This window comes from Spirillospora sp. NPDC048911, from assembly GCF_043198015.1.
In the GTDB taxonomy this organism is placed as follows: domain Bacteria; phylum Actinomycetota; class Actinomycetes; order Streptosporangiales; family Streptosporangiaceae; genus Spirillospora.
The window spans coordinates 208,973-235,709 of record NZ_JBICUD010000006.1; the positions used below are offsets into that span (position 1 = coordinate 208,973).

The following is a 26,737-nucleotide window of genomic DNA, read 5'->3' on the forward strand; positions in this document are numbered from 1 at the left end:
TCGTACGGGACGCGTCGCGCCGGGCTCAGTCAAGGGCCGCTCTCAGCGCGCGCAGGGCCTGGTAGACGCGTACCTTGACCACGTCCACCGGAAGCCCCAGCGTCGCCGCGGCCTCGTTCACCGACCGCTCGCGGAACACCGTCTCGGTGAGGATCTCGCGGTGGACCGGGTCGAGCGTCCGGTACGCCCGCGCAACCACTGCGGGGCGGATGCCAGCGTCCGCCACGCCGCCGGGAACAAACGTCTGTGCGACGGTCTCGTCGATCGCGCTCTTGCCGTATCGCAGTGTCACGAGAATGAATCTGGCACCGCAACCAGCCCACCGCCGCCCCCTTAGGGCCCGCTTAAGGAAGGGCTCAGAAGACGTTATTCCGATCACGTCTGGCCGTGTCTGGCTGGGCTTCGTGGGGCGGTACCGGGGAGGGCTAGGCCCATGGGGGTTCGGCTGGACGTGGGGGGCGCTGGCCGCGGTTATGTTTCGGGGGTGTCCCAGCCTGAGACGAACCAGTGGGCTTCGCCGGTGTCGGGGTCGTAGGAGCGGCGTTTGATCGTGCCGATGTCGCCGCCGTAGACGTGGATTCCGATGGTGGGTTCGCTGCCGATGGCTTCGACGGCGTGGACGTCGTCGTCGGTGGTGCAGCAGACGGTCACCTGGCCTGGTGACCATTGGGCTTCGCCGGCCGGGGTCAGTGGTGTGGGCTCGGCGGACTCCGGTGGCTTGAGGTAGCGGAACTCGTGTTCGACTCCCGCGTAGATGCCGACGACGCCCCATGTGTCGTGCGAATGGACGTTGGTCCGCTGGCCCACGTCCCAGACGACGGACGCCATCGACCAGCTGTTGTCGGGCGCGATGTAGAGGGGATAGGTCACGTGGCGGCTGGACGAGGGTCGCGTGAGCTCTGGCGGAAGCCGGTAGCCGTTGGTTAGCAGGGCCGACATTCTCTTGGCGATCCGGGTCGTGAGTTCGTGCTCGTCGTTGGTGCTGCGCACTATGTCTGTTACGTCGTCGATGAAGGTTCGCAGGTCCATGGCGGTCACGGCACGATCCGGTATTTGAGGTGGGCGACGCCGGGCGCCTCGACGGCCCGGATCTGCTCGAGTCGCACGTTCGTGTTGTCGAGGAGGCGTGAACCGCCACCTAGCAAGATGGGAACGACGTGCAGTTCTAGCTCGTCCAGGAGGCCCGCGGCCAGGTATTGGCGAGCGATGTCGCCGCCGCCCCACAGCATCACGTCCTTGTCGCCGGCGGCCTTCTTCGCCTGGTCGAGCGCGGACTCGATGCCGTCGGTCACGAAGTGGTAGGTCGTTCCTCCTTTCATCTGCACTGATTCGCGCGGGTGATGGGTGACGATGAACACCGGGTAGTGGTACGGCGGCTCGTCGCCCCACCAGCCCTTCCACTGCTCGTCCCAGGCGCCGCCGCCGATGGGGCCGAACATGTTCCGGCCCATGATCGCGGCGCCGATGTTCGCGTTGGCCTCCTCGAACACCGATGTGCTCGGGTTCGCCTCGCCGCCCTCGCCGCCGTGGGCCTCGCGGAAGGCCGCCAGCGGAACCACCCAGTCGTGCAGACTCTCGCCGCCCTCGCCGAGCGGGTTCTCCTCGCTCTGGTTCGGGCCGGCGACGTAACCGTCCAGCGAGATCGAGATGTGACATCTGAGCTTGCTCATCGTGCCTCCAGTCGGTGTCCCGTCACTAGAGAGCATGGATGGAGTGAGAGATGACGTCTAATGCCAATACTTCCGGGTAATCATCGATATCTTCGAAGTGTGCTGAACCTGATCCATCTGAAGGTGCTGGCCGCGGTGGCGCGGCACGGGTCGGTGACCGAGGCCGCGAAAGATCTTCACTACTCGCAGTCGTCGGTGAGCCATCACCTGTCCCGCCTGGAAGCGGCCACCGGCGTCAAGCTCATCCAGCGGGTGGGGCGCGGGGTCCGGCTCACCCCCGAGGGCGCGCTGCTGGCCGGCCGCGCCACCGAGATCGTGGGACGGGTGGACGCGGCGACCAGCGAACTGGCCGCGCAGGTCGGGCTGCGGACGGGGCGGGTTCGCCTCGCCGCCAACGCGTCCGTCCTGGCCACGATCGTGCCGAAGGCGGCCGCCACGCTGGCCGAGGCGCACCCGGGCCTCAACCTGAGCGTGATCGACCGTCATCCGGTCGAGGCGCTGGAGATGCTGCGCCACGGCGAGGTCGAGGTCGCGCTCGTGTTCCGGCACGCGCACGCTCCGCTGGAGGCCGAGGGATTCCGCATGGTCCACGTCGCCGACGACCCGATCTACCTCGTGAGCCGGCGCCCCGACGACAGCGTCGCGAACCATCGCCATTCCGCCTGGATCGGCGGCTGCGAACGGTGCCAGCGCGAGCTCACCGCCGTCTGCCAGGAATACGGTTTCGCCCCGCGGGTCGATTCCATCTGCGACGACATGGTGGTCGTGCAGGCCCTCGTCGCCGCCGGCCTCGGTGTCACCACCTTGCCCGGGCTCTCCCTCCGCGCCCACCGCCTGCCCGCCGTCCACACCACCGAGATACCCGGCTTCACCCGCCAGATCCACGCCATCACCTACGGCGATCCGCCCGACCCGCCCGCCACCGTCGCGCTGATCCAAGCCCTCCAGGACACCGCCCGAACCGGCGAGTTCCTGGACGACGACTCCGAGTGAGCGGCCTTGGCCTCGGTTTGACCTGGAGTCGACTCCAGGTTCTACGGTCCTCGGCATGACCACCACGACGACGCACCGCACCGCGGACGAGGTTCTCGCCGGTATCGATCTGACGGGGAAGACCGCCCTGGTCACCGGCGGCTATTCGGGTCTCGGGCTCGAGATCACGTGCGCCCTCGACCGGGCCGGCGCGCGGGTGATCGTGCCTGCCCGCAGGCCCGCCACGGCGCGGGAGACGCTGCGCGGAATCCCGGGAGCGGAGGTCGGCGAGCTCGATCTGGCCGATCTCGGCAGTGTCCGCTCGTTCGCGGACGAGGTCCTGGACGCCGGCCGCGGCATCGACATCGTGATCACCAACGCGGGCATCATGGCCTGCCCGGAGACCCGTGTCGGCCCTGGCTGGGAGGCGCACTTCGCGGTCAACCATCTCGGCCACTTCGCACTGGTCAACCGTCTCCGGCCGGTGCTCGCCGAGGACGCCCGCGTCGTGTCGGTGGCCTCGTCCGGCCACTTCCTCTCCGACATCCGCTGGGACGATCTGCACTTCCGCGACGGTTACGACCGCTGGCTCGCCTACGCCCAGTCCAAGACCGCGAACGCGCTGTTCGCCCTGCGTCTCGCCGCGCTGGGCACGACCGCGTTCGCCGTCCACCCGGGCAGCATCCTCACGCCGCTTCAGCGCCACATCCCCCGCGAGGAGCAGATCAGCCAAGGCTGGGTCACCGCGGACGGCACGCCCGCGCCGGGCTTCAAGACCCCGGCCGAGGGCGCGGCCACCGCCGTGTGGGCCGCGACCTCGCCCGATCTGATCGGCCACGGCGGCGCGTACTGCCAGGACTGCCGGATCGCCCAGCCCGCCACCACCGATGACATGCTCATCGGCGGTGTGAAGCCCTGGGTCAGGGACGCCGACGCCGCCGCCCGCCTCTGGCGGATCTCCGCCGATCTGACCGGTGTGGACGCCTACTCCGTGAGCTGAACGGGGGTCACCGTCCACTCCGCGTCGGGCGGGCGAGGCGAACAGGAGCGGGCCAGTACCGGGAGAACGGTTTCAGGCGGGCAGCCGTAGAGGCCGGCACCCCAGGCGGCATTGGCCTCCACGACGGCCCAGCCTCGATCGCGGACGCGTCCGACGTCGATGACGACCGCGGGCGGGACGCGGACCAGAGGGTCGGCCAGGAGTTCGGCGGCGTAGTCACGGGCCGCTCGGACGTCTTCATCGGAGGCGTCCCAGCGGCCGTCGCCGGTCAGGGCGAGTTCGCCGTCGCGCAGGTACGGGGACATCGTCACCACCTCGCCCTCCAGGACGAAGCACCGGAACTCGATCTCCCAGGTCACCGGCTCGGCGACGAAGACCTCGGTGTCGGCCGGCAGAGCGCCGGGCAGATCGGCCGCCGAGTCGTACACCTTTCCCTCGAACGCCTTCCGCCCGTCCGCGGGCTTCACGAAGGCCGGGGCGCTGAACAAGCGGCGGGTCTCGGCGAGCGTCGACTCGTTCACCGCGCGGCGGCGGTGCCGTTCGGGCAGGTGCAGCAGCCAATCCTGTGGGGCGTCGATGAGCGCCAGGCCGAGCCGTGCGGCGATCACCTCGACGAACGTGGGCTCGCCGTAGAGGACGACGTCCTCGCCGCGCAGGTGCGCGGGGGCTCTCCAGCCGCCGAGCCGCTCGGTCTTCCATCCCGCTCGCCCGGCCGCCGCGCGCAGCGTCTTCGAGTCGTCGGTGTAGCGGGGCGACAGGACGAGGGTCGGCATCGAGCACCTCCGGGGCGATCACGGCTTCCGGCCGCTCTATGACGCATGACCTGCTTGCGAGGTTGCTCCAAAAACTTTTGGGACGGGTGTCGAGGAGGCGGGGGTCGCTCCGACCAAGGGGTGGAAAGGGCGCATGACGCGTCACGGAAGGGATGGAGAGCCACCGTGAAGTACATGATCATCATCTATGGCAACCAGGAGCTGTGGGCCTCGTACCCGGCCGACGAGATGCAGCGGGCCATCGCCGAGCAGGACGCGTTCAACCGCAAGTACAAGGACACCGGCGAACTGCTGGGCGCCTACGGCAACGCCGACGCGGTGCAGGCCAAGACGGTCCGCGTGCGCGAGGGGGCGCCGGTCGTGACGGACGGGCCCTACCTGGAGACCAAGGAATACCTGGCCAGCTGGTATCTCCTCGACGTCGAGGACGAGAAGCGCGCCCTCGACGTCGCGGCCGACATGCCGTTCGCCTCGCTGCGCGCGGTCGAGGTCTGGCCGGTGCTGCACGAGGCGCCCGGGAACGCGCTCTAGCGGTCAGATTTCGGTGCGGGCCAGCTTGGCGGCGTTCAGGAACGCGGTGCGGAGTTGATCGGCGCGTTCGCGGGAGGGCCGATCGGAGACACTGGCCAGGTTCACCTGGCTCAGCGTCTCGGTCACCTTGTCGGCTAGCTGGACGTAGGGCTCGTAGTGCTCGGGCACTTCCTGCGTCGCCCCGGCCGGCGCCGCCAGCGGGGTCGTTGGCTGCGCCGTGTGCTCCGACAGGTCGGGCAGGTCGCGTCGTGGCTCGGGCAGGGTGAGCAGCGTGTCGAACCGGGCGGCCGCCGCGTCCCGAGCGGTCAACGGCTCGGCTGCCGGAGCGAACAGCGCGCGCAACGTCGCGGGCACGCTCGCGTGGTCGCGGGTCTCGGTGCCGATCGAGCCCGGCGGGACGAACGGGGACACGACCACGGCGGGGACCCGGCCGCCGGTCATCGTGAAGTCGAACGCCTTGCCCTTGCGATGGAGGAGGAAGCGGACGAAGCCGGTCAGCGGGTTCGGGTCGGTCCCCGGGTTGGCCACGCCTCGTTCCGCGGGGACGTGGTCGTAGAAGCCGCCGTTCTCGTCGTACGTGATCAGCAGGACGGTCTTGTCGAAGACCTCCCGATGTGCGCGCAGCACCTCGTACACGTGGGCGAGGAGCGTCTCGGCCCGCGCGAAGTCGCCGGTCCCGTCGTCCTGGAACGCGTCGTACTCGCCGTCGGGCACCAGAGCGTTGCCCGGGTGCTGGCTGTTGCTCGGATGACCGGCCGCCAGCCGCACGGGAGGACGGTGATTCGGCTCGATGAAGGAGTACGCGGGCAGCGTCCCGTCCTCCACATGCCGCGCGAACTCGTCCATCGCGTACCAGTTGGCCAGGCGCTGGGGTCGCGTCCACAGTTCGATGAACGCCATCACCTGCGGAATGTCGTCGAAGTAGACGTGCCAGCCCGCCCCGGCCCGCTCCAGCACCTCGAAGATCGTCTTGTTGGTGTAGAAGCGCGGCTGGATCTCGGTGTCGCCGTCGGACGTGGCGGCGTGCAGGAAGTTGCGGTTGGGCCAGGTCTCGCCGGGCACCGAGCAGAACCATCTGCTGAACGTGCCGAACTGCGTGGCCAGCGTGCCGAGCACCGCCACGTGCTCGGGCGGCTGGCATCGCATGATGAGCGGCCCGCGGCCCTTGATCTTCTCGCCGCCGGGCCCACGTCCATGACGAAGACGGGCGATGAGGTTGACGACAGGTCCGAGCAGCCCGCTCCAGGCACCCGGCGGCTTCCCGCGTCCCCTCTTCTCGTAGGACCGGACGAATCCGGCGTTGCCGTCGAGCTGCTCCAGCATCGCCTGGTGGGAGTGGTCGGGGTCGATGGGCAGCACGCGCTTCGCGTCGGGCGTCGCCGGGACCGTCTCCCCGTTCCCGGCCGCCAGGTTGGTGTACGGGCCGCCGTCCAGCAGTCCGTCGAATCGCGGATCCGGATGTTCGACGAAGCCCAGCATGTGGTCGAACGAGCGGTTCTCCAGGGCGAGGACGACGACGTGCTCGATCTCCGCGACCATGGTCACTCCCTGCGACTGAGAATGTCCTCAACGTTAGGCCGCCGCGCGTCCGGCCGGGCGGCCCTCCGCTGGCCACATGCGGGCGGCCGCCTGCGTCGAGCACGGACGTTCGGCCGGACGCGGACGAACGGCCGCCTGGCTTGGCCGCGTCAGTTGATGGCTTCGGCGAAGGCCCGCAGGAGCGCGGTCTCGTCGTCCTTGCGCCAGACCAGGCCGAGGGAGGAGTCCGGGATACCGGTCACCGGAACGTAGGTGATGTCGGTGCGGGCCTGGGTACGGACGGTCGGCGCGCAAAAGATCATCGCTCCGGCGCCCGCGGCGATCAGGGTGAGCGCCTCTTGCAGGGTCGAGACTTCGGGGCCTCGCGGGATGGGGGTGCCGTCCGGCGTCGTGGTCGGGGTGGTGAGCTCGCGCCAGTAGGCCGGGGCGGGGTCGCGGATGTCGAGGAGCCGGCATTCGGCGAGTTCCTCGGCGTCCATCGAGGCACGGCCCGCGAACGGATGGCGGGTCGAGACGACGAGGGTCTGGGGCTCCTTGGAGAACGGCGGGCCGCTGGTCAGATCGGGCTCGCTGACCGGGAGCATGACGATGGCGACGTCGAGCTCGCCGCGGCGGAGGGCGCCGAACGGGTCGGACAGCGGGATCTCGGCAAGCACGATCTCACAGTCCGGGTGGTCCGCCTGGAACGCCCCGATCATGCCGATCACGCGTTCGTGCGTCGTCCCGGAGAGGAAGCCGACGCGCAGCGTGCCCTCGACACCGCGGGCTGCGGCCCGCGCTCCGTCGACGGCGCCGTGCAGGGAGTCGTACGCGGGGCGCAGGTCGGCCAGGAGCCGTTCGCCGAGCGGGGTCAGGCGGACGCGGCGGCTCGTGCGCTCGAACAGGCGCGCCCCGATCCGGCGTTCCAGCGATCGAACGAGCTGGCTGGCGCGGCCCTGGCTGACGTAAAGGCGCTCGGCGGTGCGGCCGAAGTGCAGTTCCTCGCTGAGGATCAGGAAACACTCCAGCTCACGCAGGTCGAGCACGGTCCCCCCTTGAGATCGATGAGCCTGGCTAATACAAGGATGGGGACTTCGCCCTTGTTCCCGGTCAGGTCTGATTCAAGGCTTGACTCATGTCTCTTCGTTCCTGGTCCGCCGTCGGCGCCGTCGCCCTCGGCACGTTCTCGATCGTCACCACCGAGATGCTCCCGGTCGGCCTGCTCACCCCGATGGGCGCCGAAATGGGGGTGTCCGGCGGCGCCGCGGGCCTCACGATGTCGCTGCCCGGGCTCGTCGCGGCCATCGCCGCCCCCGCGGTGGCCCTCGGCACGGGCCGGCTCGACCGGCGGCTGGTGCTGTGCGCGCTGATGGCACTGCTGGCCGCGGCGAACCTGCTCTCGGCGATCGCGCCAGGGTTCGAGGTGCTGCTGACCGCCCGGGTCCTGGTCGGGCTGAGCATCGGCGGCTTCTGGGCGATCGCGGCCGGGCTGGCCGTGCGCCTGGTGCCGGCACGCTCGGCCGGCGCCGCCACCTCGACGATCTTCAGCGGGGTGGCGGTCGCCTCGGTGCTCGGCGTGCCCGCCGGGGCGTTCGCCGGAGAACTGGCGGGCTGGCGGAGCGCCTTCGCGGCGATGGGCGTCCTCGCGCTCGCCGTGCTGGCCGGGCTCGCGCTGCTGCTGCCGCCGCTGCCGCCGGACGCGCCGTTCCGGGTGGGCGAGGTGTCCCGGCTCCTGCATAACAAGGCGGCCCGGACCGGGCTGGTCGTGACGTTGCTCCTGGTCACCGGGCACTTCGCCGCCTACACCTATGTGCGGCCCGCGCTGGAGCGAATCTCGGGCATCGGCACCGGGCTGATCGGCGGACTGCTGCTGGTGTACGGGGTCGCGGGAGTGATCGGCAACTTCGCGGCAGGCCTGGCGGCCGCGCGCGACCCGCGCCGGACCCTGTTCGTGATCGCCGCCCTGCTCGGCGCCGTGATCCTGCTGGTGCCGGTGGCCGGTACGGTGCCGCCGGGCGCGATCGTGCTGCTGGTGATCTGGGGGCTCGCCTATGGCGGGGTCTCGGTCACCACGCAGACCTGGCTCCTGAAGACCGGGGCCGCCGCACCGGAGGCGGCGTCGGCGGTGTTCGTGTCCGCGTTCAACGTGGCCATCGCGCTCGGCGCGCTGACCGGCGGCCGGATCGCCGACCTCGCCCTGCCCGGCGTCATGTGGTTCGGCGGCGCACTGGCCCTCCTCGCCGCCGCCACGATCCGAGCGACGGCACGGCACCGCATGTCAGCGAAGAATCACGCGCCCACCCCAAAGAACGAGCCGCTCAACGCACGAGGAGCCAAACGAACGCCGCAGGCCGGGTCGCCAGGTTGAGCGGCACGCGCAGGTTGGGCAACGCCGCGCAGGTTAGGCAACGCCGCGCAGGCTGAGCCGCGCCGGATGTTGAGTGGGGTTGGGGGTGGGGGGTTAGTTGACGGTGTCCAGGACCACGGTGAAGTGCGTGACGGTGTCGTCGAATCCGGTGAGCGCTTCGCGGGCCGCCGGCTCGACCACCGCCGTGTCGACGTCCTGGCCCGCGAAGGCGCGGATCGCCGCCATCGACTCCCACAGGGTGACGACCTCGATCTCGACGGCCCCCTCCGTGTCCCGTTCCATCAAATAGGCGCCGCGATGGCCGTTGAGACGCCGCAGGCTTGGCAGGACCTCGCCCTCGAAGTGGCTCCGGTAGGCGTCCGCGCCCTTCTCCGTGGCGATGGCACCCCAGACTCTCGCGATCATTACGGTTCCTTTCGTCCGCCTTGAGGATTCCATCACGATGGCTTGCGGGGGAATCGCCGGACCGGAAATCGTGTTGCCGGCGGCGTGCAGCGGGCAGGCCAGAGGTGGGGTGAGGCGCGATGACGACGTTCAGGATCAGGTACGCGGGCGGGCCGACGGCGGTGATCGAGCTCGGCGGGCTGCGGTTCGTGGTCGATCCGACGTTCGACGGGCCCGGCGAGTATCCGATCGGCGACCGCTCGCTGGTGAAGACCGCCGGGCCGGCGTTCGGGCCGGTCGAGATCGGGACCGTGGACGCCGTGCTGCTGTCGCACGACCAGCACCCCGACAACCTCGACACCCAGGGCCGCGCCTACCTGACGGCCGCTCCCCTCGTGCTCTCCACCGCTTCGGCGCGCGAACGCATCGGCGATCCCGTCCGTACGCTGCCCAACTGGGACGAGGTGGAGCTGCCCCGTCCCGACGGCAGGACGCTCCGCGTCATCGGCGTCCCCGCGCAGCACGGTCCCGACGGCACCGAGCAGTGGACCGGCGAGGTCACCGGGTTCGTCCTGGCCGGGGAGGGCCTGCCGACCGTCTACGTGAGCGGCGACAACGCCTCGCTGGACGTCGTCCAGCGCATCGCTGACCGGATCAGCGGCATCGAGATCGCGGTGCTCTTCGCGGGTGGCGCGCAGACCCCGCTGCTTGGGGACGCCTTTCTCACCCTGCCGAGCGAGGGCGCGGTCGAGGCCGCGAAAATTCTCGGCGTTCGCCATGTGGTTCCTCTGCATTTCGAGCAGTGGGAGCACTTCAGCCAAGGCGCCGACACCCTCGTCGCGGCCTTCCAGAAAGCCGGGCTCGCCGAACTCCTCCATCTGCCCAAGCCCGGGGAGCAGATCGATCTCTGAGGCGATGAGTTTCGGTCCGGCGCCTGGTCTACCGTCCCATGAGCATCGACATGCCTGAGATCAAGGAACGTGGCGAACAGCCCTATGTGGCGGTCAAGCGATGGATCTCGTGGACGGAGTTCCCGGTGATCGCCGACCGGCTGCCGGAGATCATCGGCTGGCTCGCCGCTCGCGGTGTCCAGCCGGCCGGCGCCCCGTTCTTCCGGTACGTCACGATCGGCGGCGAGCAGGACGGCGAGGTCGAGGCGGGCGTGCCGGTCGCGGCGCCGGTCGAGGGCGAGGGTGACATCTACGCCGGCGTCCTGCCCGCGGGACGGTACGCGTCGGTGACCCATATCGGCCATCCCGAGCAGCTCGTCAGCGTCACCACCGATCTGCTCGGCTGGGCGGCCAAGGAAGGCCTCACCTGGGACATGTCGGAGGACGACGAGGGCGAGCACTGGGCCTCCCGCCTGGAGCTCTACCACTCCGACCCCGCCGTCCAGCCCGACATGAACAGCTGGGAGACCGAGCTGGCCTTCAAACTCGCCGACTGAAATTCGCTGGCTTCCCGGACGGCCGTGCGCGACGCTGAGCGCAGTCACCCGGGGGAGACGAACACGTGGAACCGCACGAATACGCAGGCCAGGACGCCGTAGGCCTGCGGCGGCTGATCCGGTCGGGCGCGGTGAGCGCGGCCGAGACCGAGGCGGCGGCGCGGCGCGCGATCGAGCTGGTCGACACCGATCTCAACGCGCTGACGCTGCCGCTCTTCGAGCCCGCGCTCGCGTCCGATCCGGCGGGGCCGCTGGCGGGCGTGCCGTTCCTGATCAAGGACAGCCAGCCGTTCGCGCGGGGCGTCCCGTTCGCCATCGGCAGCCGTGCCATCCGCGGTGCCGTCGCCGGGGTCGACCATGAGCTGATGACCCGGTTCCGCGCCGCCGGGCTGGTCACGCTCGGGCAGACGACGACGCCGGAGATGGCGCTCAGCTTCGCGACCGAGTCCGTGCGGTACGGGTTCACGCGCAACCCCTGGGACCTGGAACGGGGCGTCGGCGGGTCGAGCGGCGGGGCCGCCGCGCTGGTCGCGGCCGGGGCCGTGCCGATCGCGCACGCCAACGACGGCGCCGGGTCGATCCGCGTCCCGGCGTCGGCGTGCGGGCTCGTCGGGCTGAAGCCGAGCCGCGGGCGCACGCCGTGCGGGCCGCTGATCGGCGAGGCCGCGTTCGGGCAGTCCGCCGAGTTCGCCGTCACGCGGACCGTGCGCGACGCCGCGCACCTGCTCGACGCCATCGGCGCGCCGCCCGTCGGTGAGAAGTACGCGGCGGCTCCCCCGTCCCGCCCGTACGCCGGTGAGCCGCACGCCGACCCCGGCCGGCTGCGCATCGCGCTCACCACCGTCGCGTGGTCGGGCGTGGCCGTCGACCCGCAGGTCACGGCCGTCACGGTGAACGCGGGCAAGGTCCTCGACTGGATCGGGCACACGGTGACCGAGGCGAGCCCCGCGGTCGATCCCGACCTGCTCGTGGAGGCGATGATGCTCGGCGCGATCGCGGCCGGCGCCGCGCTGCTGAGAGCGCCCAGGAGACCCGACCCGGCGCTGCTGGAGTCCGTCACGCGCCGGCTGATCGCCGAGACCGAGGCGTTCACCGCGCTCGACATGATGGCCGCGATCGACGCGCAGCACCAGGTCACCCGGCCCGTCGGACTGTTCTTCGACGACCACGACCTGCTGGTGACGCCGACGCTGGGACGGCTCCCGGCGCGGCACGGCACGCTCGACTACGACGACCCGCGGTACTCGATGCGCACCTGGCTGCGGCACATCTTCGAGTACGGGCCGTTCACCGCGCCGTTCAACGTCTCCGGCAATCCGGCGATCAGCCTGCCGCTCGGCCAGAGCCGCGAGGGCCTGCCGATCGGCGTGCAACTGGTCGCGGCCCACGGCAGGGAAGACCTGCTCCTACAGGTGGCCGCGCAGCTGGAACAAGCCGTGCCCTGGCACGACCGAAAGCCCGCCATCTACGCCGACGCTCGCTAAGCCGGCAGTTTCTTCGGCTCCGCCTCAGGAAGACGCTGTAGCCAGGCTTCTTCTTGGAGGTAGCCGCTGGCTGAGCGGAGCCAGGAGATGGATGACTTGGTCGAGAACGAATCGGGCAGCAGACCCATCAGCGGGCCTTGCCTGCTGGGGATCTCCCTGCCCGCCATCTTGGCGACCCTACGGACAATTTTGGTGCGGGCGCGCTCGTAGGCGCGCGGGTCGTCGGCGGAACGGCTCAGCGTCCAGGCGTCCTCCAGCGCCTGTCCGCTGCCCATCGCCATCGCCGGCGACATCGTGTGGGCCGCGTCGCCCACGAGCGTGGTCGGGCCCCGGCCCCAGACCGCCGGCACGCGATGGCCGTAGTGCGGGAAGCACTGGGCGGTCTGGGCTTGGGCGAGCACTGTGGGGAACGGCTCTGGCCAGTGTCCGAATCGTTGGCGGAGCAGGTCCATCGCATTGGGCGCGTCCACCCAGAGCGGGCTGCCCGGCTTGGCGCGCAGGTCGAACCACCACAGCGCCTTTCCGTGCCCCGCCGGAGCCATGCTGCCGAGCGCGCGCCCGTTGGAGATCATCACGGAGCGGCCGGTGTCGATGAACTCGGTGGGCAGCGTGGTGAACGCCTGCCAGGTGACCCAGCCGTTGAGCTTGGCCGGGCTCTCGCCCCACAGCGCCCGCCTGACGACCGAGTTGCGGCCGTCGGCGCCGATGAGCAGGTCGCCGCGCGCGGTGTTCCCATCGGTGAACGTGATCTCGGCTCGGTCGGGGTCGACCGCCTGGATCCGGTGGCCGTAGTTGACCGGCACGTCCTCGGCGAGACGCTCCACGAGCTCGCGCCTGGCGATGTGCAGGGCGTGCAGGCCGCCGAACCGGCGCTCGACCACGTTCATATCGATCTTGCCGAGCCTGCGTCCGCGTACCGACCAGGTCTCCAGCGTCTCCAGGCGGCAGCCCGCGCCGTCGAGGTCGACGCCGAGCTCGCGCAGGATGCCGGCCGACGACGGCCAGAGCGTGACGGACCCGCCTTCGGTGCGCAGTTCCGGCGCGCCCTCGTACACCTCGACGTCATGCCCCGCCGCGGTCAGCCCGCGTGCCGCCGCCAGTCCCGCGACGCCCCCGCCGACAATGAGTACCTTCATGTTCAGTCCCCTAATCTGAGACTCACAGTTTCTGATACTCGGAGTATCACAATGAAGGCACGCGGACGCAAGCCCGATCCGACCATCGATACGCGTATCAAGGAGGCCGCCGTGAGCTTGCTGGTGACCAAGGGGATGTCGTTCACCATGGACGAGGCGGCCGCCGCCGCCGGCGTCAGCAGGGCCAGCGTCTTCCGCCGCTACACCACCAAGCGCGACATGCTGCTGGACGCGCTCGCCCTCGCGCTGGACGCCCAGGTGCCCGAGACCCCCGACACCGGCTCGCTCGAAGGCGACCTGATGGTGATCGTCACCCAGACCCTCGCCGGCGTTCAGTCACCCGAGTTCGCGAAGATGACCGGTGAGATCTTCGGCGAGGCGGGCCGGGACCCGGGCGTCGCCGAGGTCATCCGCACCAGCATGCGCGACAAGAGGAAACGCGACTGGGCGATCTACGATCGCGCGATCGCCCGGGGTGAGCTGTCCCCCGACGCCGACCTGTGGCTGCTGTCGGACATGGTCGTCGGCCTGGTCGTCTACCGCGTCCTCATCGGCCTGCCGATGCCCGACCCGGCCCAGATGGTCAAAGCCCTCGTCCACGGCTTCACGCAATGACGGAAGGAGGCCCGTCGGCCGGCGTCACACCCCCACGGCCTCAAGCGTCCGCTTCATGGCCGCCAATCCCTGGCTCATCATGTCGCCGACGACTCCGGCCGCCTCGTGCGGCAGGCAATCAGTTATCCACACGAACCTGGACCGCTCCCCCTCGGCGAACACCTGCGCTGAGGCCATGTGCTGCGCGAACCCGATCGGCGACTCGATCACCGAGTAAGCGATCCGGCACGCCCCATCGTCGATGCCCACAAGACGTTCGCGAGCCACCACCCCGTTGAAGAACGTGATGACCCGGTCATCGCCCTCCACGCGCGCGTCGGTCACGAACCCGACCGCGAGCCTCGTGTGCAGCGCACCGTAGTCCTTCAGCGCCTCCCAGACCGTCTCGGGAGCCGCATCGACCAGGATCTCCTTGCGAATCGTCGCCATACGTGAATCATGCGTGAGCTGCGCTAGGCGGTATTGAACTTTCTTGTGCATCCAGGACGGCCGCACCACCTTGCCCAGCTCACCCTGGGCGGACAGAACGGTCAGCTCCTTCGTGCTGGTGAGACGCCTCGAACTCCTCCCGCTTCGAGCCCGAACACAACTGGTCACGGGGCATCGCCGCCACATGCTCGTGGCCGCTCGGCCGCTGGTTACCGGCCTGAACGCATTTTCTGGGCCGATCTTCAGCCCCGCTGAATGGGAGCACGAGATGAACTTCACGAGACGGCGCGTAACTGCCGTCTATAATGGCGCCATCGTTATTTAGCTCGCCCCGATCATGGCATCGAAGGCAGCGCCGATGACGATGTGATAATCGGAATCAGCGCCAAACCCGAGCGGGTATCTCGGTGATGGCGGCCGATTCTTTCCCCGCACATTCACAGGACGAGGGTCGCCGCCTGCGGGAGCCGTTCGTCGACGACGCCGCAGCCACCGCACCGCCAGGCTGACTCCGCACGCTCGAAGGCCAGGCGGGCCCACCGCCGTCCGAGCACCACAACACCAACAACTGGCGAGGTTCCGTGACGGAATACCGCCGCCGCCTCGACTACAGCGTCCTCTCTTTCCCGCCGCCCCCTTGACGATCATGGATAGTTCGGCTTAATTACTTACCCACATGTCGCTTGCGGGCAATGCGGGAGATGGGGCCGGATGTTCCCAAGGGGTCACTTGTTTGATTTGCGCGCGGGACGGCATCGTCGGCCGTCCGATCCCCACCGGCCGGCCCATCGGTACAGCCTTTGGGCCGGAATGACGTTGCTCGCCATCACGGTCGGCGTGTCCCTTCACGGAATCGCCAGGTCGCTTGATACAGGGGACGCCCGGCCGCTCCTGTCGCAGCCCGCCGCACAGGAACTTCGGACATATCCATCGAAAACGCCGCCCACGGCACCTGGCGGCACCGCTGCGAAGCCGACTCCCGGCCCGGCCAAGGCCCCCGAGCGCGCACCGACGAAGCCGATCGCCGTGAAGCCGCCCGGCAAGGCCCGTGAGCTCGAACTGTCGACTCAGAACAAGAAGTCGACGTCGCTGATCAAACCGCCCACCGCGCAGTCGAAGCCAAAGTCGAAGCCACAGCCGCGCCAGCCGGCCAAGCCTGCGCCGCCCGCGCCGACCCCTCCCGGGTACGGCTGGTCCCCGTGGTGGCAGCCGTGGCCGTACTCCCAGCAGCCGCCCTACTGGGGGCAGCAGCAGCCCTGGGGACAGCAGCCCTACTGGGGTCAGTGGCCGTACTGGGGGCCGCGGTAACCCTCAGGACCTCTTTCGCAGCGCCGTCACTCCGGTGCTTGCACGGACGTAGAGCATCCCGTCGGCGGGCAGCACCGCTGGCGGGATCTCGTCGTAGAGGGCCTCGTGGCAGAGCGAACGGGGCGTCAGCACACCTCGTCCTGCCACGGCTCAGCGGCGGCCGCCGGGCTCCCAGTTGTGCACCTCGATGTCGGCGTATCGCTCCGGGGTGAGAACGGCGCGCGCCGTGTCAGGGTCTGGTGCCTGGAGCAGTGCCGCCGTTCCCAGCCAGGTGGCGCCGTCGTCGGAGAGCAGTGGCCCGTACGCGATCAGCTCGTGGTCGGGCGGCGCGGTGAGGTCGGCGGCCTCTCCTGAGCCTAGGCCGAGCACGAGGTACCGGCTGCCGCCGGTACTGCCGCCGGGGAAGTCCCACATCGTGCGGCCCAGCGTGTTGCGCCACCGTCGTAGCAGGACGTCCCTGTACGCGCCGGCTTGGTAGTTGGGCTCGTCGAAGGCGAACGTGCGGGCGGCGGCGGGGTCCGGCAGGTCGACGATGTGCACGCTGCCGGTCGGCGTCTCGCCGTCGCCGGCCAGCGTCGGGCCGCGGGCGATCATGCCCTCCGCGTACCCGTCCATGTACGACCAGTGCTCCTCCAGCAGCTCGTAGCGCAGGGACAGCGAGCCGGGGCGATCACGGTGATAGCAGAGGAACTCCATGATCAGGATCCTGGCACGTCACCAGTCACGCCACTCCGCCGCCAGTAGTCGGTGGGTCGGACTGCCATGCCGGGACATTAGCGGCAACTGCGCAATACGCTTCGATCATGGGTGTGAAAGTGGCAGGGGTCTTCTGCGCATGAGCCGGTTGTTCACTCGCGTGCTGGACGGGAGCGTCTGCGTCTATGACGTGGCGTCCGAGGGTGTGCTCGAGCCGGTGGCGCGCTTGCGGGCGGGTGACAAGGTGACCGGCCACGCGGTCGCCACGGATCTGAGCCGCGTCGCGTATGCCACTTTGCACGAGGTGGTGTGCGTCCACCGGGACGAGGGCGAGTTGTGGCGGTACGAGCTGCTTCCCCGGTCGGACGAGAGGTACGGGCACTCGCCCGGCTGCGAGTTCTCCCTCGACGGCAAGACCGTGTGGGTCTACCGGCCCGATGGCGTGGCCAGGCGCGGCAACGCCGACAGGTGGGTCGTCCTCGACGCGCATTCGGGCGAGGTCGTCGCCCGGGCCGAGCTGGGCACGACGGGCCACATCGGCCGCCACCATCGGCATCCCGACGGGGCCGGCTTCCTGCTCGACGTGGGCGAGGGCCAGGACGGCGCTCTGATCTTCCGGGGCGCCCTCGCGGGTGACGGCCTGGAGCTGTTCGCCTATCCGTGGCTCGACCGCTGCCTCGTCGATCTCGCCCCCGACGGCCGCCACTTCATGACCGTCTGCCACGACCAGTCCGATGTCGCCTTTCACTCCTATCCTGATGGCGACGTGATCTTGAGGCTTCCCGTCCCTGCCTTCGGGCACGACCCCGACGACGCCTTCCTCGAATGGAGCGGCGGCTATCTGGATCCCGGCACCGCGGTGGTCACCGTCGCGGGCGAGACCGAGGACGAGCAGGAGTGGCACCGCCACTACCGGATCGATCTGGGGACGGGCGGGGTGCGGGAGCGCTTCGAGGCTCACTCGACGGGCCCCTACGACCTTGAGCTCCTGGGTGACGGATCCTGGCTGACCTCGGACTCCGACGGGCGTCCCGTCCGCTGGACTCGCTAGAGCCGTCCGTCTTCTTCGTGCAGCAGGAGGAGCGCGTACGCGGCCACCGTCGAGTCGTCGGTGATGAGGCCGTCCCGCACGAGGCGCTTGAACTCCTCGCGGGTGACGAAGCGCTGCCGCATGTCCTGCTCTTCGAGCTCCCGGTCGGTCTCGCCCTGCGTGAGGCCGGTGGCCAGGAAGACGTGAAAGCCCTGGTTGCTGCTGCCGTGCGAGCCGTGCAGGTAGCCGACCGGCGTCATGGACGCGGCGCGCAGCCCGGTCTCCTCGGCCAGCTCGTGCCGGGCGAGCTGCTCCGGATCGTCGGCCACCTTGCGGTCGGGGTAGGAGCCCTGCGGGAAGTTCCACGTCCGGCGGCCGATCGGGTAGCGGTACTCCTCGACCATGTGGAAGCCGTCGCCCTCGGCCGGGATCACGAGCGCGAAGTCGGCCTTGTCGACGATCCCGTAGATGCCGCGCGAGCCGTCGAGGCGTTCGACCTCGTCCTCGCGGACGACCATCCAGCGGTTTTCGTACACGACACGCGAGGACACCTGTTTGATCGTCTGATCATCGGCCATGCCGCAACCCTAGCGACACCCATCCATGGTTGAATCCACGGATATGTGGCCGTCGTCACAAGTCCCTCGTCCGTGGCTGCGCTGGTATGAGCCCGGTGTTCCGGCAGAGCTCGATATCCCGGACATCCCGGTCACCCGGCTGCTCGACGACGCCGCCAAACGGCGGCCACGCGGGACCGCGCTGTTCTTCTTCGGCCGCCGGATCCGCTACCGGCAGCTGCGGACGGCGGTGAACCGGTTCGCGGCGGGGCTGCACCGGCTCGGCGTCCAGCCCGGCGACCGGGTCGCGCTGATCCTGCCCAACTGCCCGCAGTTCGTGATCGCGTTCTTCGGCACGCTGCGGCGCGGCGCCATCCCGGTGCCGCACAACCCGCTCTACACCGAGGAGGAGATGCGCCACCAGCTCGCGGACTGCGAGGCCCGGGTCGCGGTGGTGCTGGATCGTTCCTACGCGACCCTCGACGCGATCGGCGACAAGGTCTCCGTCGAGCACGTCGTCGTCACGTCCCTCTCGGACTTCCTCCCGTGGTTCAAACGGCTCGCGCTCCGGCTGCCGCTCGTGCAGATGCAGCGGCGGCGGGCCAGGGTCACCGCCGCCGTGCCGTCCGACGCCGGGCTCCTGCGGTTCAGCGAGATGCAGCGGCCCTCGCAGCGCCGCGTCCGGCAGTACAGGCTCGACCCCGCCAAGCACCTCGCCGCCATCCAGTACACGGGCGGTACCGGCGGCGAGCACAAGGGCGCGATGCTCACCCACCGCAACCTCGTCGCGAACGCCGCCCAGCAGCAGGCCTGGGACAAGGACGGCAAGGACGGCGGCGAGGTGGTCCTCGCGGTCCTGCCTCTGTTCCACTCGTTCGGCCTGGTCAGCTGCATGATCGCGCCGGTGATGCGGGCCGGCGCGGTAGTCCTGCTGCCGCGTTTCCACAGCGACCACGTGGTGAAGGCGCTGCGCCGGCACCGGCCGACGGTCTTCCCGGGCGTGCCGACGCTGTACAGCCACGTCCTGGACAGCCCGCGGCTGGCCCCCGACGACCTCGACTCGGTGCGGATCTTCATCTCCGGCGGCGCCGAGCTGCCCCCGGCCACGGCCGACCGCCTGGAGATACTGGGCGGCGACCGGCTCATCCAGTGCTATGGGCTGACCGAGGGGTCGCCCGCCGTGACCGCCAACCCGCTGGGCGGCGGCGCCCGCAACACCACCATGGGTGTGCCGCTGCCGATGACGGACGCGCTCGTCGTCGACCCGGACGATCCGACCAGGGTGCTGCCGTACGGCGAGCCCGGCGAACTCGTCGTGCACGGGCCGCAGGTGTTCGCCGGCTACTGGAACGCGCCACTCGCCACGGCGCAGACGCTCTCCAAGGGCTGGCTCCGCACCGGCGACATCGCGGTCATGGACGAGATCGGCTTCGTCACGATCCTGGAACGCCGCCGCGACGTGATCAAGGTGAGCGGCTTCAGCGTCTTCCCGTCCGAGGTCGAGGAGGTGCTGCGCCGCCATCCCGCGGTCTTCGACTGCGCCGTCGTGAGCTCCCGTGACGAACGCCGCGGTGAACGGGTCGTCGCCTACGTCGTCGAGCACCCGGCGTACCCGTTCTCGGCCGACGAGCTGCGCCGCCACTGCGAACGTTTCCTCAGCCACTACAAGGTGCCGGGCGACTTCATCCCCTGCACCGACCTGCCGCGGACGCTGCTCGGCAAGGTGCTGCGCCACGAGCTGCGCGAAGAGGCGTCCCAGAGCTGAGCCACCGCCCTAACCTGGCCGGGTGGCCTCCGAAGAGCCCGGCTGGGCCGTCGCGCAGGGGCCCCGGCCGACCACCGGCAACAGGATCGAGTTCCTCGTCGACAACGAGGCCGCCTGGAGCCGGCTCACCCGGGAGGTCGAGGCGGCGCGCCGCTCCGTGCGGGCGATGTTGTTCATGCTGGACGTGCCGCACGTGCGCGTGAGATTCGGCGCCGACCCCATCGGCAATCCCGGCCCGGCGGGCGGCGTCCGGCTGGAGGAGGTGTTGCTGGACGCGGCCAGGCGCGGCGTCGCGGTGCACATGGTGCTGAACCACCCCACCCCCGCCGTGTCGCCCGCCAACACCACCCATCCCGTGGAACGGTTCCTCCGGCGTAACGACCCTGATGGCCTCGTGCAGACGCGCCGTCTGCCGACGCCGCAGACGTTGCCGATCCACGCGAAGGTCTGGGTGATCGATGACCGGGTGGCGTTTCTCATCGGCTCGGTGTTCGCGCAGGAGTACTTCGACGGGCGCGAGCATCTCATCGACGATCCACGGCGCGGCCATCTGCGCTGGCGCAGCTCGGTGCGGGCGCCGGTCCACGACGTCAGCGCCCGGATCGAGGGGCCCGCGGTGGCCGATGTGGACGCCGCCTTCCGCCTGCACTGGGACCACGCCCGGCCCTCTCCCCGGCGTGCTGAGGGTGCGGGTCCGGCCGCGTTCGAGCCGCCGCCCGGCGACGCCCCAGCCGCAGGCCCAGCCCCACCCGCGGCCCCAGCCCCAGCCTCAGGGACGGCGACGCTCCAGGTGACGCGCACGCTCACCGGCGCGGGCCGCTACGCGGGAATGGAGGCGGGCGAGACCGGGATCTACGAGTCCTATCTCCGGGCGCTGGAGTCCGCCGAACGATTCGTCTACCTGGAGAACCAGTACCTCACCTGCCCCGAGCTCGTGAACGCCCTCATCCGGGCCGTGCGACGGGCTCCCGCCCTGCAACTGGTCGTGCTCATCAACATCAAGCCGGACGTCCCGAACTACACCGCCTGGCAACGGCGCGCGCTGGAACGGCTTCTGGCAGGGGTGTCCGGGCCGGACGTGCCCGGTGACGTCAGCGAACGGCTGGGCGTCTTCACCCTCTGGAGCCATGAGAGGGACAACGAGAAGAGCCGTGCGAAGGGCGCGCGCCGCACCCGCATCCTGCGGACGCACGTGCATTCCAAAGTCGCGATCATCGACGACTCGTGGCTGACCGTCGGCTCGGCCAACCTCGACTCGCTCTCGCTCAGCCACAGCCAGCACGAGCTCCTCCGGCCACCGCTGGTGCGCCTCGCCCGGCTCGTCCGCGGATCCTCCGGCGGCGATCCCCGGCAGGGGCGGGCCAGCGAGGTGAACGTCACGTGCGTGGGCGAGGACGCCGTCCGGGCGCTCCGCCGTGATCTCTGGGCCGAGCACCTCGGGCTGGGCTCACCGAACGACGCCGCGCTGGACGAGCCGCCGGGCGGCGGCTGGCTGGAGCTGTGGCGACGGCGGGCGGAGCTGAAGCTCGACGGCCTGCGTACCGGCGAGCCCGTGGTCAGCGCTCCCCGCGTCCTGCCGTATCCGCACCAAGCGTGCCGCCTCCCCCGGCACGGCCATCGAGCCGCCGACCACCTGCGCGCCCTCGGCGTGAACGTGGAACTGCTCGATGTGCATGACACGTTCCGTTCGTTCTCGTTTCGTCACGGCCGCTGGCGCTGACGCCGAGGTCCGCGCTGGCGCTGAGCCAGTTCGTCCCGCAACCTCACGTGGCTGAACTCGTACGCCGCGCCGATCTGCCGGAGGACGCCCCGCTGGTGGGCGTACTCGAAGAACTGCATCAGCCGCCAGGGGCCCCGGCCGCGCACGACCAGCCACACCTGGACGAAGATCAGATGAACCCACGCGATGAGCCCGATGTTCATCACCTTGAGGGCCAGCGCCCAGAACAGCCCGTACAGCAGCGCTCCGGCCAGCCCCGCCGCGATGCCGAAGACGATCCCGAAGACGACGCCCGCGGGGACCCCGTCCCGGTGGCCGACGATGATCCCGCCGATGACCGCCTGCGGCACCCCGTAGACGAGCCCGAAGGCGAGCGCCACCACCCGGTCGCGGCGCAGCAGCAGGCCCGGCGTCACCACCTCGGAGATCTCCTTCTGCACCGAGAAGCCGTAGAGCACCGAGACCGGCAGCCCGAGGCTGAGGGAGACCGCGAGACCGACCACCCAGTTGCAGGCGACGAGCCCCGCCAGGAACGCGACCGCGCCGATGAACGACCCGCTGATCAGGGCGCGCCAGATCTGCCCGCTCACCTGGAACTGCAGCTCGGCGGGTGCGGGCACGGTCAGTGCGCACGGGACGCCCAGCGCGACCGCGCCGACGAGCCCGGCGATGAGTCCCGGGAGAGTCCCGAGCACCGCGTAGAAGCCGAGACCGGTGGCCGTCCCTGAGAGGACCGCGCCGAACACGCCCGCGAACACGGCGGTGGCGGGCCGCAGGTAGCGGGTGAGCTCCCACCAGCGGATCCTGGACGCGCCGTGCCGGTGCGTCTGTGCGGCAAGGTCGGCGAGCCACCGTTCGGCCTTTTCGAGCGGCCAGCGCGCGTCCCGGAACGCCTGGCGCACCAGACCCGAGAGCAACCTTCTCTCGATGGCCGCCCGATCGGGGTAAGCGCTCGGCTCCAGCAGCTCCTTCGGATCCTCGCCACGGCTTCGGTAGACCCTGCTCGCGAGCGACAACATCAGCGGGCTCGCGAGCACATCGGCCAGCAGGGACACGTGCGGCGACCGCCTCGCCGCCGGGGCCGCGAGCGTGGCGAACACCGGTTCCCACCTGTCCGGGCCGTCACCGGCGGGATCGGCCAGGAAGCGCCGGGCGTCGGCCAGGAGGACGGGCTCCAGCCGCACTCTCCACACGTCGTGGAGAACCTCCCTGCCTGGATCGTCCGCGGGCGCGATCTCCGGGTACTCCTTCTCGCGGCTGGTGAGCACGTAGCCCGGCAACCGCTCGGCCGCCTCGTTGATCCGCGGGACGACGCAGCCGTGCCGGGCCGCGGGGATCTCGTCGAGACCGTCCATGACCGGCAGGATCCGGCCGGTGTGGAGGAGCTGGTAGGCCAGCGTCCGCTCCGGCTTCCGGAGCGTTCCGTGCCGGTAGGCGGGCACGTGCTCGCGCAGCCGCTTCTTCGCGATCCGCTTGCCGAGCGGCGGCACGGCCTCGCTGAGGCGGCGCGCCATCCAGTCGATCAGAGGCTCGCCCGGATCCCAGGGCGCCATCGAGAAGAGCACCGGAACCGGGCCGCCCGGCACGCGGTCCTTGAGCAGGCCGAGGGTGATGAGCACCGCCAGCGCCGACTTCCCCGAGCCCTCGGCGCCCAGGATGGCGAGCCGCCGCCCGGTCACCCCGAGGTAGCCGGCCACGAGCCCGGCGACCGAGTCGGCACGGTGCACCCGTCCGCGCGGCGCCCCTCCAGCCCGAAAGCCCAAGGCCGAACCCAAGGCCGGGGCCGGGGCTGAAGTCGGGGCAGGGGCCGACGCCGGGGTCGAGGCCGACGCCGGGGCTGGCGCCGGGGCCGAGGCCGAGGCGGGGGTCAAAGCCTGGGCCGGGGCAGGGGCATGGGCGGGGGCCGGGGTGGGGGTCGGGGCTGACGTCGGGGGCGAAGCTGGGGCTGGGGTCACTCTGGACCAGCGGACTGGCAGGAGGTGGTTGAGTTCGGTCTCCCGCGTCTCGTCCCAGACCGGGCTGATGAGCCCGCGCACCTTCGCCTCGGAGACCCATTCGGCGCGGATCCGCGGCGCCAGCTCATCGGCGACGCCCGCGAGGTGCTCGTCCAGCGAGTACACGGACGGCTCCGAACGGCGGAACGCCCAGGCCAGGACGGCGGCGGGCACGGTGAGCAGGCTGATGACGGCCGCCGTCCAGCTCGCCTGCTCCAGCCCTCCGCGTACGCCCGTCGCCACGACCGCGACGGCCATCACGGCGATCGTGCCGAGGGCGAACGCGACGCGCCAGCGCCTCTCCATCAGCCGTCCGCCCCGTCCTGGAGTCTCCCCAAGTCAGTCACGGACAGCAATTTTCCGCATGCGGAACGTGCGCGACAGTGCTCTTGACTCGACGTGACCGCATCCGGCCACACCGAGGAAAGGGCTCCGTCGGACGGCCGCGTCGGTGCCGCGTCGCACGATCACGCTAATCGGTTGTCATGGTGACCGAATGTGGATGAACCCCTGGCCAAATGAGGTCCGGCAAGCCCGCCCACGGCGATGTTGATTCATCTTTTGTGCAGAGCGCCACATCGCTGGCCTCTGTACGGGGCACAGAAGGGGGCCGTCCGTGGGTGCACGCACTTCACCCGGATTCGTTCGAAACCACCATCCCTTTCTCGCGGGTCTGCTAACGGTGGCGCTGGCCGCCGCGCTGCTGGCCGCCATGGCCTGGCGGCGGCAACCCGTGAACGCGACCGCGCGGGCCGCGGCGCTGCCGGCCAACTTCCAGGAGAAGGAGCACTTCAAGGGGCTGGTGACCGCGCCCACCAACGTGGAGTTCTCGCCGGACGGGCGGGTGTTCGTGGCCGAGAAGAGCGGGATCATCAAGGTCTTCGACTCGCTCGCCGACACCACGGCCGAGATCTACGCCGACCTGCGCCCCCAGACGTTCAACGGCTGGGACCGCGGCATGCTCGGCATGGCGCTGCACCCGGACTTCCCGACCGATCCGCGCGTGTACGTGATGTACACCTACAACGGCGTCATGGGCGGGACCTCCCCCCGCTGGCCCTCCTCCGACGGCTCCAACGACAACTGCCCCGACCCGCCCGGCGCCAACAACGAGGGCTGCGTCGTGGCCGGGCGGATCTCGGTGCTGAGCCCGGCCGTCCAGGCGCGCGCCGCGCTGTCCAGCCGCGCCCAGGCCGGACCGGTCACCGAGCGGGTGCTGATCGAGGACTGGTGCCAGCAGTTCTCCAGCCACTCCATCGGCTCGCTGGCGTTCGGCAAGGACGGCATGCTCTACGCGGGCGGCGGCGACGGCGCCAGCTTCAACTACGCCGACTGGGGCCAGAAGAACAACGCCTGCGGCGACCCGCCCAAGCCCGCCGGCACCGCGCTGACCGCGCCGACCGGTGAAGGCGGCGCGCTGCGCTCGCAGGACCTGCGCACCACCGGCGATCCGGCCACGCTCGACGGCACGATCATCCGTGTCGACCCCGAGACCGGCGCGGGCGCGGCGGGCAACCCGCTGCCGACCGGCGGCCCGAACGTGCGGCGCATCATCGCCCACGGGGTCCGCAACCCGTTCCGCTTCACCATCCGGCCCGGCACCAACGAGGTCTGGCTCGGCGACGTCGGCTACACGACCTGGGAAGAGATCAACCGCCTGACCGAGCCGTTCGGCACCATGCGCAACTTCGGCTGGCCCTGCTACGAGAGCACGCCGCGCCAGCCCGCCTACGACGCCGCCAACCTCAACGTCTGCGAGAACCTCTACGGGGCGGGCACCGCGGCCGTGACGGCGCCGCACTTCGCCTACAATCACAGCGCCAAGGTCGTACCGAACGAGACGTGCGGCACCGGAAGCTCGTCGACGAGCGGGGTCGCGTTCTACGCGGGCAGCACCTATCCGGCCCAGTACAAGGGCGCTCTGTTCTTCACCGACTACGCGCGCAAGTGCGTGTGGGCGATGAAGCCCGGCACCGACGGGCTGCCCGACAAGACCAAGATCGAGACGTTCGCCACCGGCGCGGGCGGCATCGTCGAGCTCCAGGCGGGCCCGAACGGCGACATCTTCGGCGCCGACATCATGGGCGGCCGGATCGTCCGCTACGTCTACAACGGCGTCAACAACCCGCCGGTGGCGGCGATCAAGTCCAGCGTGACCAGCGGCGCCGTGCCGCTGACCGTCGCCTTCGACGGGACCACCTCCAGCGACGCCGACGGCGACCTGCCGCTGACGTACGCGTGGGACCTGGACGGCGACGGCGACTACGACGACTCCACCGCCCCCGGCCCGTCCCACACCTACGCGGCCGAGGGGACGTACACGGTCGGCCTGCGCGTCACCGACACGCGCGGCGCTTCCGACACCGCGACCCAGGCCATCGTGGCCGGGTCGACCCCGCCGACCGCCACGATCACCGCGCCGGGCGGCGGCCTGACCTGGAAGGTCGGCGACCGGATCGACTTCTCCGGCAGTGGCGCCGACGCCGAGGACGGCGCCCTCACCGGCGATTCGCTCGGCTGGAAAATGATCATGCTGCACTGCCCGAGCGACTGCCACGAGCACACCATCACCGGCCAGAACGGGGCGAGCGGGTCGTTCGTCGCGCCCGACCACGAGTATCCGTCCCGGATCGAGCTGCGGCTCACCGCGACCGACTCCAAGGGGCTGACCGACACCAAGAGCGTCATCCTGCAGCCCCAGACGACCCAGCTCACCCTCGCCTCCAACCCGGCCGGGATCCCGCTGACCATGCTGGGGACGACCAAGGCCGCGCCGTTCACCAGCACCGTGATCACCGGCTCCACGGTGTCGGTCTCGGCGCCGACCGCGACGCAGGTCATCGGCCGCAAGGGCTACGAGTTCGCCGGCTGGTCGGACGGCGGCGCGTCGGCCCACAACGTCGTCGCCCCAGGGGCCGCCACCACCCTCACGGCGAATTACCGGCTGAAGGCCAACCTCGCGCAGGGACGCCCGACCAAGACCTCCAGCGTCGAGAAGGCCGGTGTCGAAGGGCCCAAGGCCGTCGACGGCAACATGACGACCCGCTGGTCCAGCAAGCGGACCGACCCGCAGTGGATCGAGGTGGATCTCGGCACCGCCCGGCAGGTCGGCTTCGTCAACCTGAAGTGGGAGGCCGCCTACGCCACCGAATACCGGATCCAGACCTCCACCGGCGGCGGCGTGTGGACGACCGTGCACACCCGCACGGGGGCCAACGGCGCCGACGACTGGGTCCAGTTCACCCCGGTCAACGCCCGCTGGGTCCGCATGTACGGCGTCAAACGGGCGACCGCGTACGGCTACTCGCTCTGGGAGATGGAGGTCTACGACCGGTAGGGC

At 70.4% G+C, this 26,737-nt stretch carries 25 protein-coding genes; 12 read left to right on the forward strand and 13 right to left on the reverse strand.

From position 1 onward, the window contains the following. Positions 1–25: 25 nt before the first annotated feature. The 3 genes from ACGFNU_RS27490 to ACGFNU_RS27500 form a co-directional block, all read right to left on the reverse strand. Positions 26–292: a sigma factor-like helix-turn-helix DNA-binding protein gene (locus tag ACGFNU_RS27490; protein WP_392598092.1), complete on the reverse strand. Its 267-nt coding sequence runs from the start codon at positions 290–292 to the stop codon at positions 26–28. Between the two features lie 179 nt (positions 293–471). Continuing rightward, entirely contained in the window at positions 472–1,029 is a 558-nt protein-coding gene (locus ACGFNU_RS27495) for a hypothetical protein (protein ID WP_392598094.1), read from the reverse strand. 5 nt (positions 1,030–1,034) lie between these two features. Beyond that, on the reverse strand, positions 1,035–1,670 hold the full coding sequence (locus ACGFNU_RS27500) for a dihydrofolate reductase family protein (RefSeq protein WP_392598096.1): 636 nt from the start codon (positions 1,668–1,670) through the stop codon (positions 1,035–1,037). A gap of 99 nt (positions 1,671–1,769) precedes the next feature. Between ACGFNU_RS27500 and ACGFNU_RS27505 the strand changes: the two genes are divergently transcribed. After that, positions 1,770–2,663 carry a LysR family transcriptional regulator gene (locus tag ACGFNU_RS27505; protein WP_392598098.1) on the forward strand — a complete coding sequence of 298 codons (894 nt, stop codon included), beginning with the start codon at positions 1,770–1,772 and terminating at the stop codon, positions 2,661–2,663. Between the two features lie 55 nt (positions 2,664–2,718). Continuing rightward, positions 2,719–3,642, forward strand: coding sequence for an oxidoreductase (locus tag ACGFNU_RS27510; protein ID WP_392598100.1), 924 nt, complete (start codon positions 2,719–2,721; stop codon positions 3,640–3,642). On the opposite strand, the gene ACGFNU_RS27515 is transcribed toward ACGFNU_RS27510, so the two are convergent. After that, a complete protein-coding gene (locus tag ACGFNU_RS27515) occupies positions 3,627–4,415 on the reverse strand; it encodes an ATP-grasp domain-containing protein (protein WP_392598102.1) in 789 nt (262 codons plus the stop codon). The two genes, ACGFNU_RS27510 and ACGFNU_RS27515, sit on opposite strands and share 16 nt — an antisense overlap. A 174-nt stretch (positions 4,416–4,589) precedes the next feature. Between ACGFNU_RS27515 and ACGFNU_RS27520 the strand changes: the two genes are divergently transcribed. Next, entirely contained in the window at positions 4,590–4,946 is a 357-nt protein-coding gene (locus tag ACGFNU_RS27520; RefSeq protein ID WP_392598807.1) for a YciI family protein, read from the forward strand. 3 nt (positions 4,947–4,949) lie between these two features. Here the strand turns inward: ACGFNU_RS27520 and ACGFNU_RS27525 are convergent, their stop codons facing one another. Further along, complete coding sequence (locus ACGFNU_RS27525) at positions 4,950–6,485, reverse strand: alkaline phosphatase family protein (protein WP_392598104.1); 1,536 nt, start codon at positions 6,483–6,485, stop codon at positions 4,950–4,952. 149 nt (positions 6,486–6,634) lie between these two features. Beyond that, positions 6,635–7,510: a LysR family transcriptional regulator gene (locus ACGFNU_RS27530; RefSeq protein WP_392598106.1), complete on the reverse strand. Its 876-nt coding sequence runs from the start codon at positions 7,508–7,510 to the stop codon at positions 6,635–6,637. An 89-nt stretch (positions 7,511–7,599) separates the two neighbouring features. Here ACGFNU_RS27530 and ACGFNU_RS27535 point away from each other — a divergent pair, with 89 nt between their 5' ends. Beyond that, entirely contained in the window at positions 7,600–8,832 is a 1,233-nt protein-coding gene (locus ACGFNU_RS27535; RefSeq protein WP_392598108.1) for an MFS transporter, read from the forward strand. Positions 8,833–8,925: 93 nt separating this feature from the next. Here the strand turns inward: ACGFNU_RS27535 and ACGFNU_RS27540 are convergent, their stop codons facing one another. Then, positions 8,926–9,237: an antibiotic biosynthesis monooxygenase gene (locus ACGFNU_RS27540; RefSeq protein ID WP_392598109.1), complete on the reverse strand. Its 312-nt coding sequence runs from the start codon at positions 9,235–9,237 to the stop codon at positions 8,926–8,928. A gap of 119 nt (positions 9,238–9,356) precedes the next feature. Between ACGFNU_RS27540 and ACGFNU_RS27545 the strand changes: the two genes are divergently transcribed. From ACGFNU_RS27545 to ACGFNU_RS27555, 3 genes are all read left to right on the forward strand, one after another. Then, positions 9,357–10,127, forward strand: a complete 771-nt coding sequence (locus tag ACGFNU_RS27545; protein ID WP_392598111.1) for an MBL fold metallo-hydrolase — start codon at positions 9,357–9,359, stop codon at positions 10,125–10,127. 50 nt (positions 10,128–10,177) lie between these two features. Next, a complete protein-coding gene (locus tag ACGFNU_RS27550) occupies positions 10,178–10,663 on the forward strand; it encodes a GyrI-like domain-containing protein (protein WP_392598113.1) in 486 nt (161 codons plus the stop codon). Positions 10,664–10,728: 65 nt separating this feature from the next. Further along, complete coding sequence (locus ACGFNU_RS27555; RefSeq protein WP_392598114.1) at positions 10,729–12,147, forward strand: amidase; 1,419 nt, start codon at positions 10,729–10,731, stop codon at positions 12,145–12,147. Here ACGFNU_RS27555 and ACGFNU_RS27560 read toward each other — a convergent pair. Next, positions 12,144–13,283, reverse strand: a complete 1,140-nt coding sequence (locus ACGFNU_RS27560; RefSeq protein WP_392598115.1) for an FAD-dependent oxidoreductase — start codon at positions 13,281–13,283, stop codon at positions 12,144–12,146. The genes ACGFNU_RS27555 and ACGFNU_RS27560 overlap by 4 nt on opposite strands. 111 nt (positions 13,284–13,394) lie before the next feature. Here ACGFNU_RS27560 and ACGFNU_RS27565 point away from each other — a divergent pair, with 111 nt between their 5' ends. Beyond that, entirely contained in the window at positions 13,395–13,898 is a 504-nt protein-coding gene (locus ACGFNU_RS27565) for a TetR-like C-terminal domain-containing protein (protein ID WP_392598116.1), read from the forward strand. A 24-nt stretch (positions 13,899–13,922) separates the two neighbouring features. Here ACGFNU_RS27565 and ACGFNU_RS27570 read toward each other — a convergent pair whose 3' ends face one another. The 3 genes from ACGFNU_RS27570 to ACGFNU_RS27580 all read right to left on the reverse strand — a co-directional run bounded on the left by ACGFNU_RS27570 (position 13,923) and on the right by ACGFNU_RS27580 (position 16,331). Continuing rightward, positions 13,923–14,378 (reverse strand): SRPBCC family protein, encoded by a 456-nt coding sequence (locus tag ACGFNU_RS27570; RefSeq protein ID WP_392598118.1) that lies wholly within the window; start codon positions 14,376–14,378, stop codon positions 13,923–13,925. A 1,260-nt stretch (positions 14,379–15,638) separates the two neighbouring features. Continuing rightward, on the reverse strand, positions 15,639–15,767 hold the full coding sequence (locus ACGFNU_RS27575; protein WP_392598119.1) for a hypothetical protein: 129 nt from the start codon (positions 15,765–15,767) through the stop codon (positions 15,639–15,641). A gap of 18 nt (positions 15,768–15,785) precedes the next feature. Beyond that, positions 15,786–16,331 carry a YciI family protein gene (locus ACGFNU_RS27580; RefSeq protein ID WP_392598120.1) on the reverse strand — a complete coding sequence of 182 codons (546 nt, stop codon included), beginning with the start codon at positions 16,329–16,331 and terminating at the stop codon, positions 15,786–15,788. A 139-nt stretch (positions 16,332–16,470) separates the two neighbouring features. Here ACGFNU_RS27580 and ACGFNU_RS27585 point away from each other — a divergent pair, with 139 nt between their 5' ends. Further along, complete coding sequence (locus tag ACGFNU_RS27585; RefSeq protein ID WP_392598121.1) at positions 16,471–17,382, forward strand: hypothetical protein; 912 nt, start codon at positions 16,471–16,473, stop codon at positions 17,380–17,382. On the opposite strand, the gene ACGFNU_RS27590 is transcribed toward ACGFNU_RS27585, so the two are convergent. Next, complete coding sequence (locus tag ACGFNU_RS27590; RefSeq protein WP_392598123.1) at positions 17,379–17,939, reverse strand: NUDIX domain-containing protein; 561 nt, start codon at positions 17,937–17,939, stop codon at positions 17,379–17,381. The two genes, ACGFNU_RS27585 and ACGFNU_RS27590, sit on opposite strands and share 4 nt — an antisense overlap. A gap of 43 nt (positions 17,940–17,982) precedes the next feature. On the opposite strand from ACGFNU_RS27590, the gene ACGFNU_RS27595 reads away from it, so the two are divergent. After that, positions 17,983–19,683 carry an AMP-binding protein gene (locus ACGFNU_RS27595; protein WP_392598125.1) on the forward strand — a complete coding sequence of 567 codons (1,701 nt, stop codon included), beginning with the start codon at positions 17,983–17,985 and terminating at the stop codon, positions 19,681–19,683. A 22-nt stretch (positions 19,684–19,705) separates the two neighbouring features. Beyond that, positions 19,706–21,403, forward strand: coding sequence for a phosphatidylserine/phosphatidylglycerophosphate/cardiolipin synthase family protein (locus ACGFNU_RS27600; RefSeq protein WP_392598126.1), 1,698 nt, complete (start codon positions 19,706–19,708; stop codon positions 21,401–21,403). On the opposite strand, the gene ACGFNU_RS27605 is transcribed toward ACGFNU_RS27600, so the two are convergent. After that, positions 21,385–23,703 (reverse strand): NACHT domain-containing protein, encoded by a 2,319-nt coding sequence (locus ACGFNU_RS27605; protein ID WP_392598128.1) that lies wholly within the window; start codon positions 23,701–23,703, stop codon positions 21,385–21,387. The genes ACGFNU_RS27600 and ACGFNU_RS27605 overlap by 19 nt on opposite strands. Positions 23,704–24,079: 376 nt before the next feature. On the opposite strand from ACGFNU_RS27605, the gene ACGFNU_RS27610 reads away from it, so the two are divergent. Then, a complete protein-coding gene (locus ACGFNU_RS27610; RefSeq protein ID WP_392598130.1) occupies positions 24,080–26,734 on the forward strand; it encodes a PQQ-dependent sugar dehydrogenase in 2,655 nt (884 codons plus the stop codon). Positions 26,735–26,737: the final 3 nt, after the last annotated feature.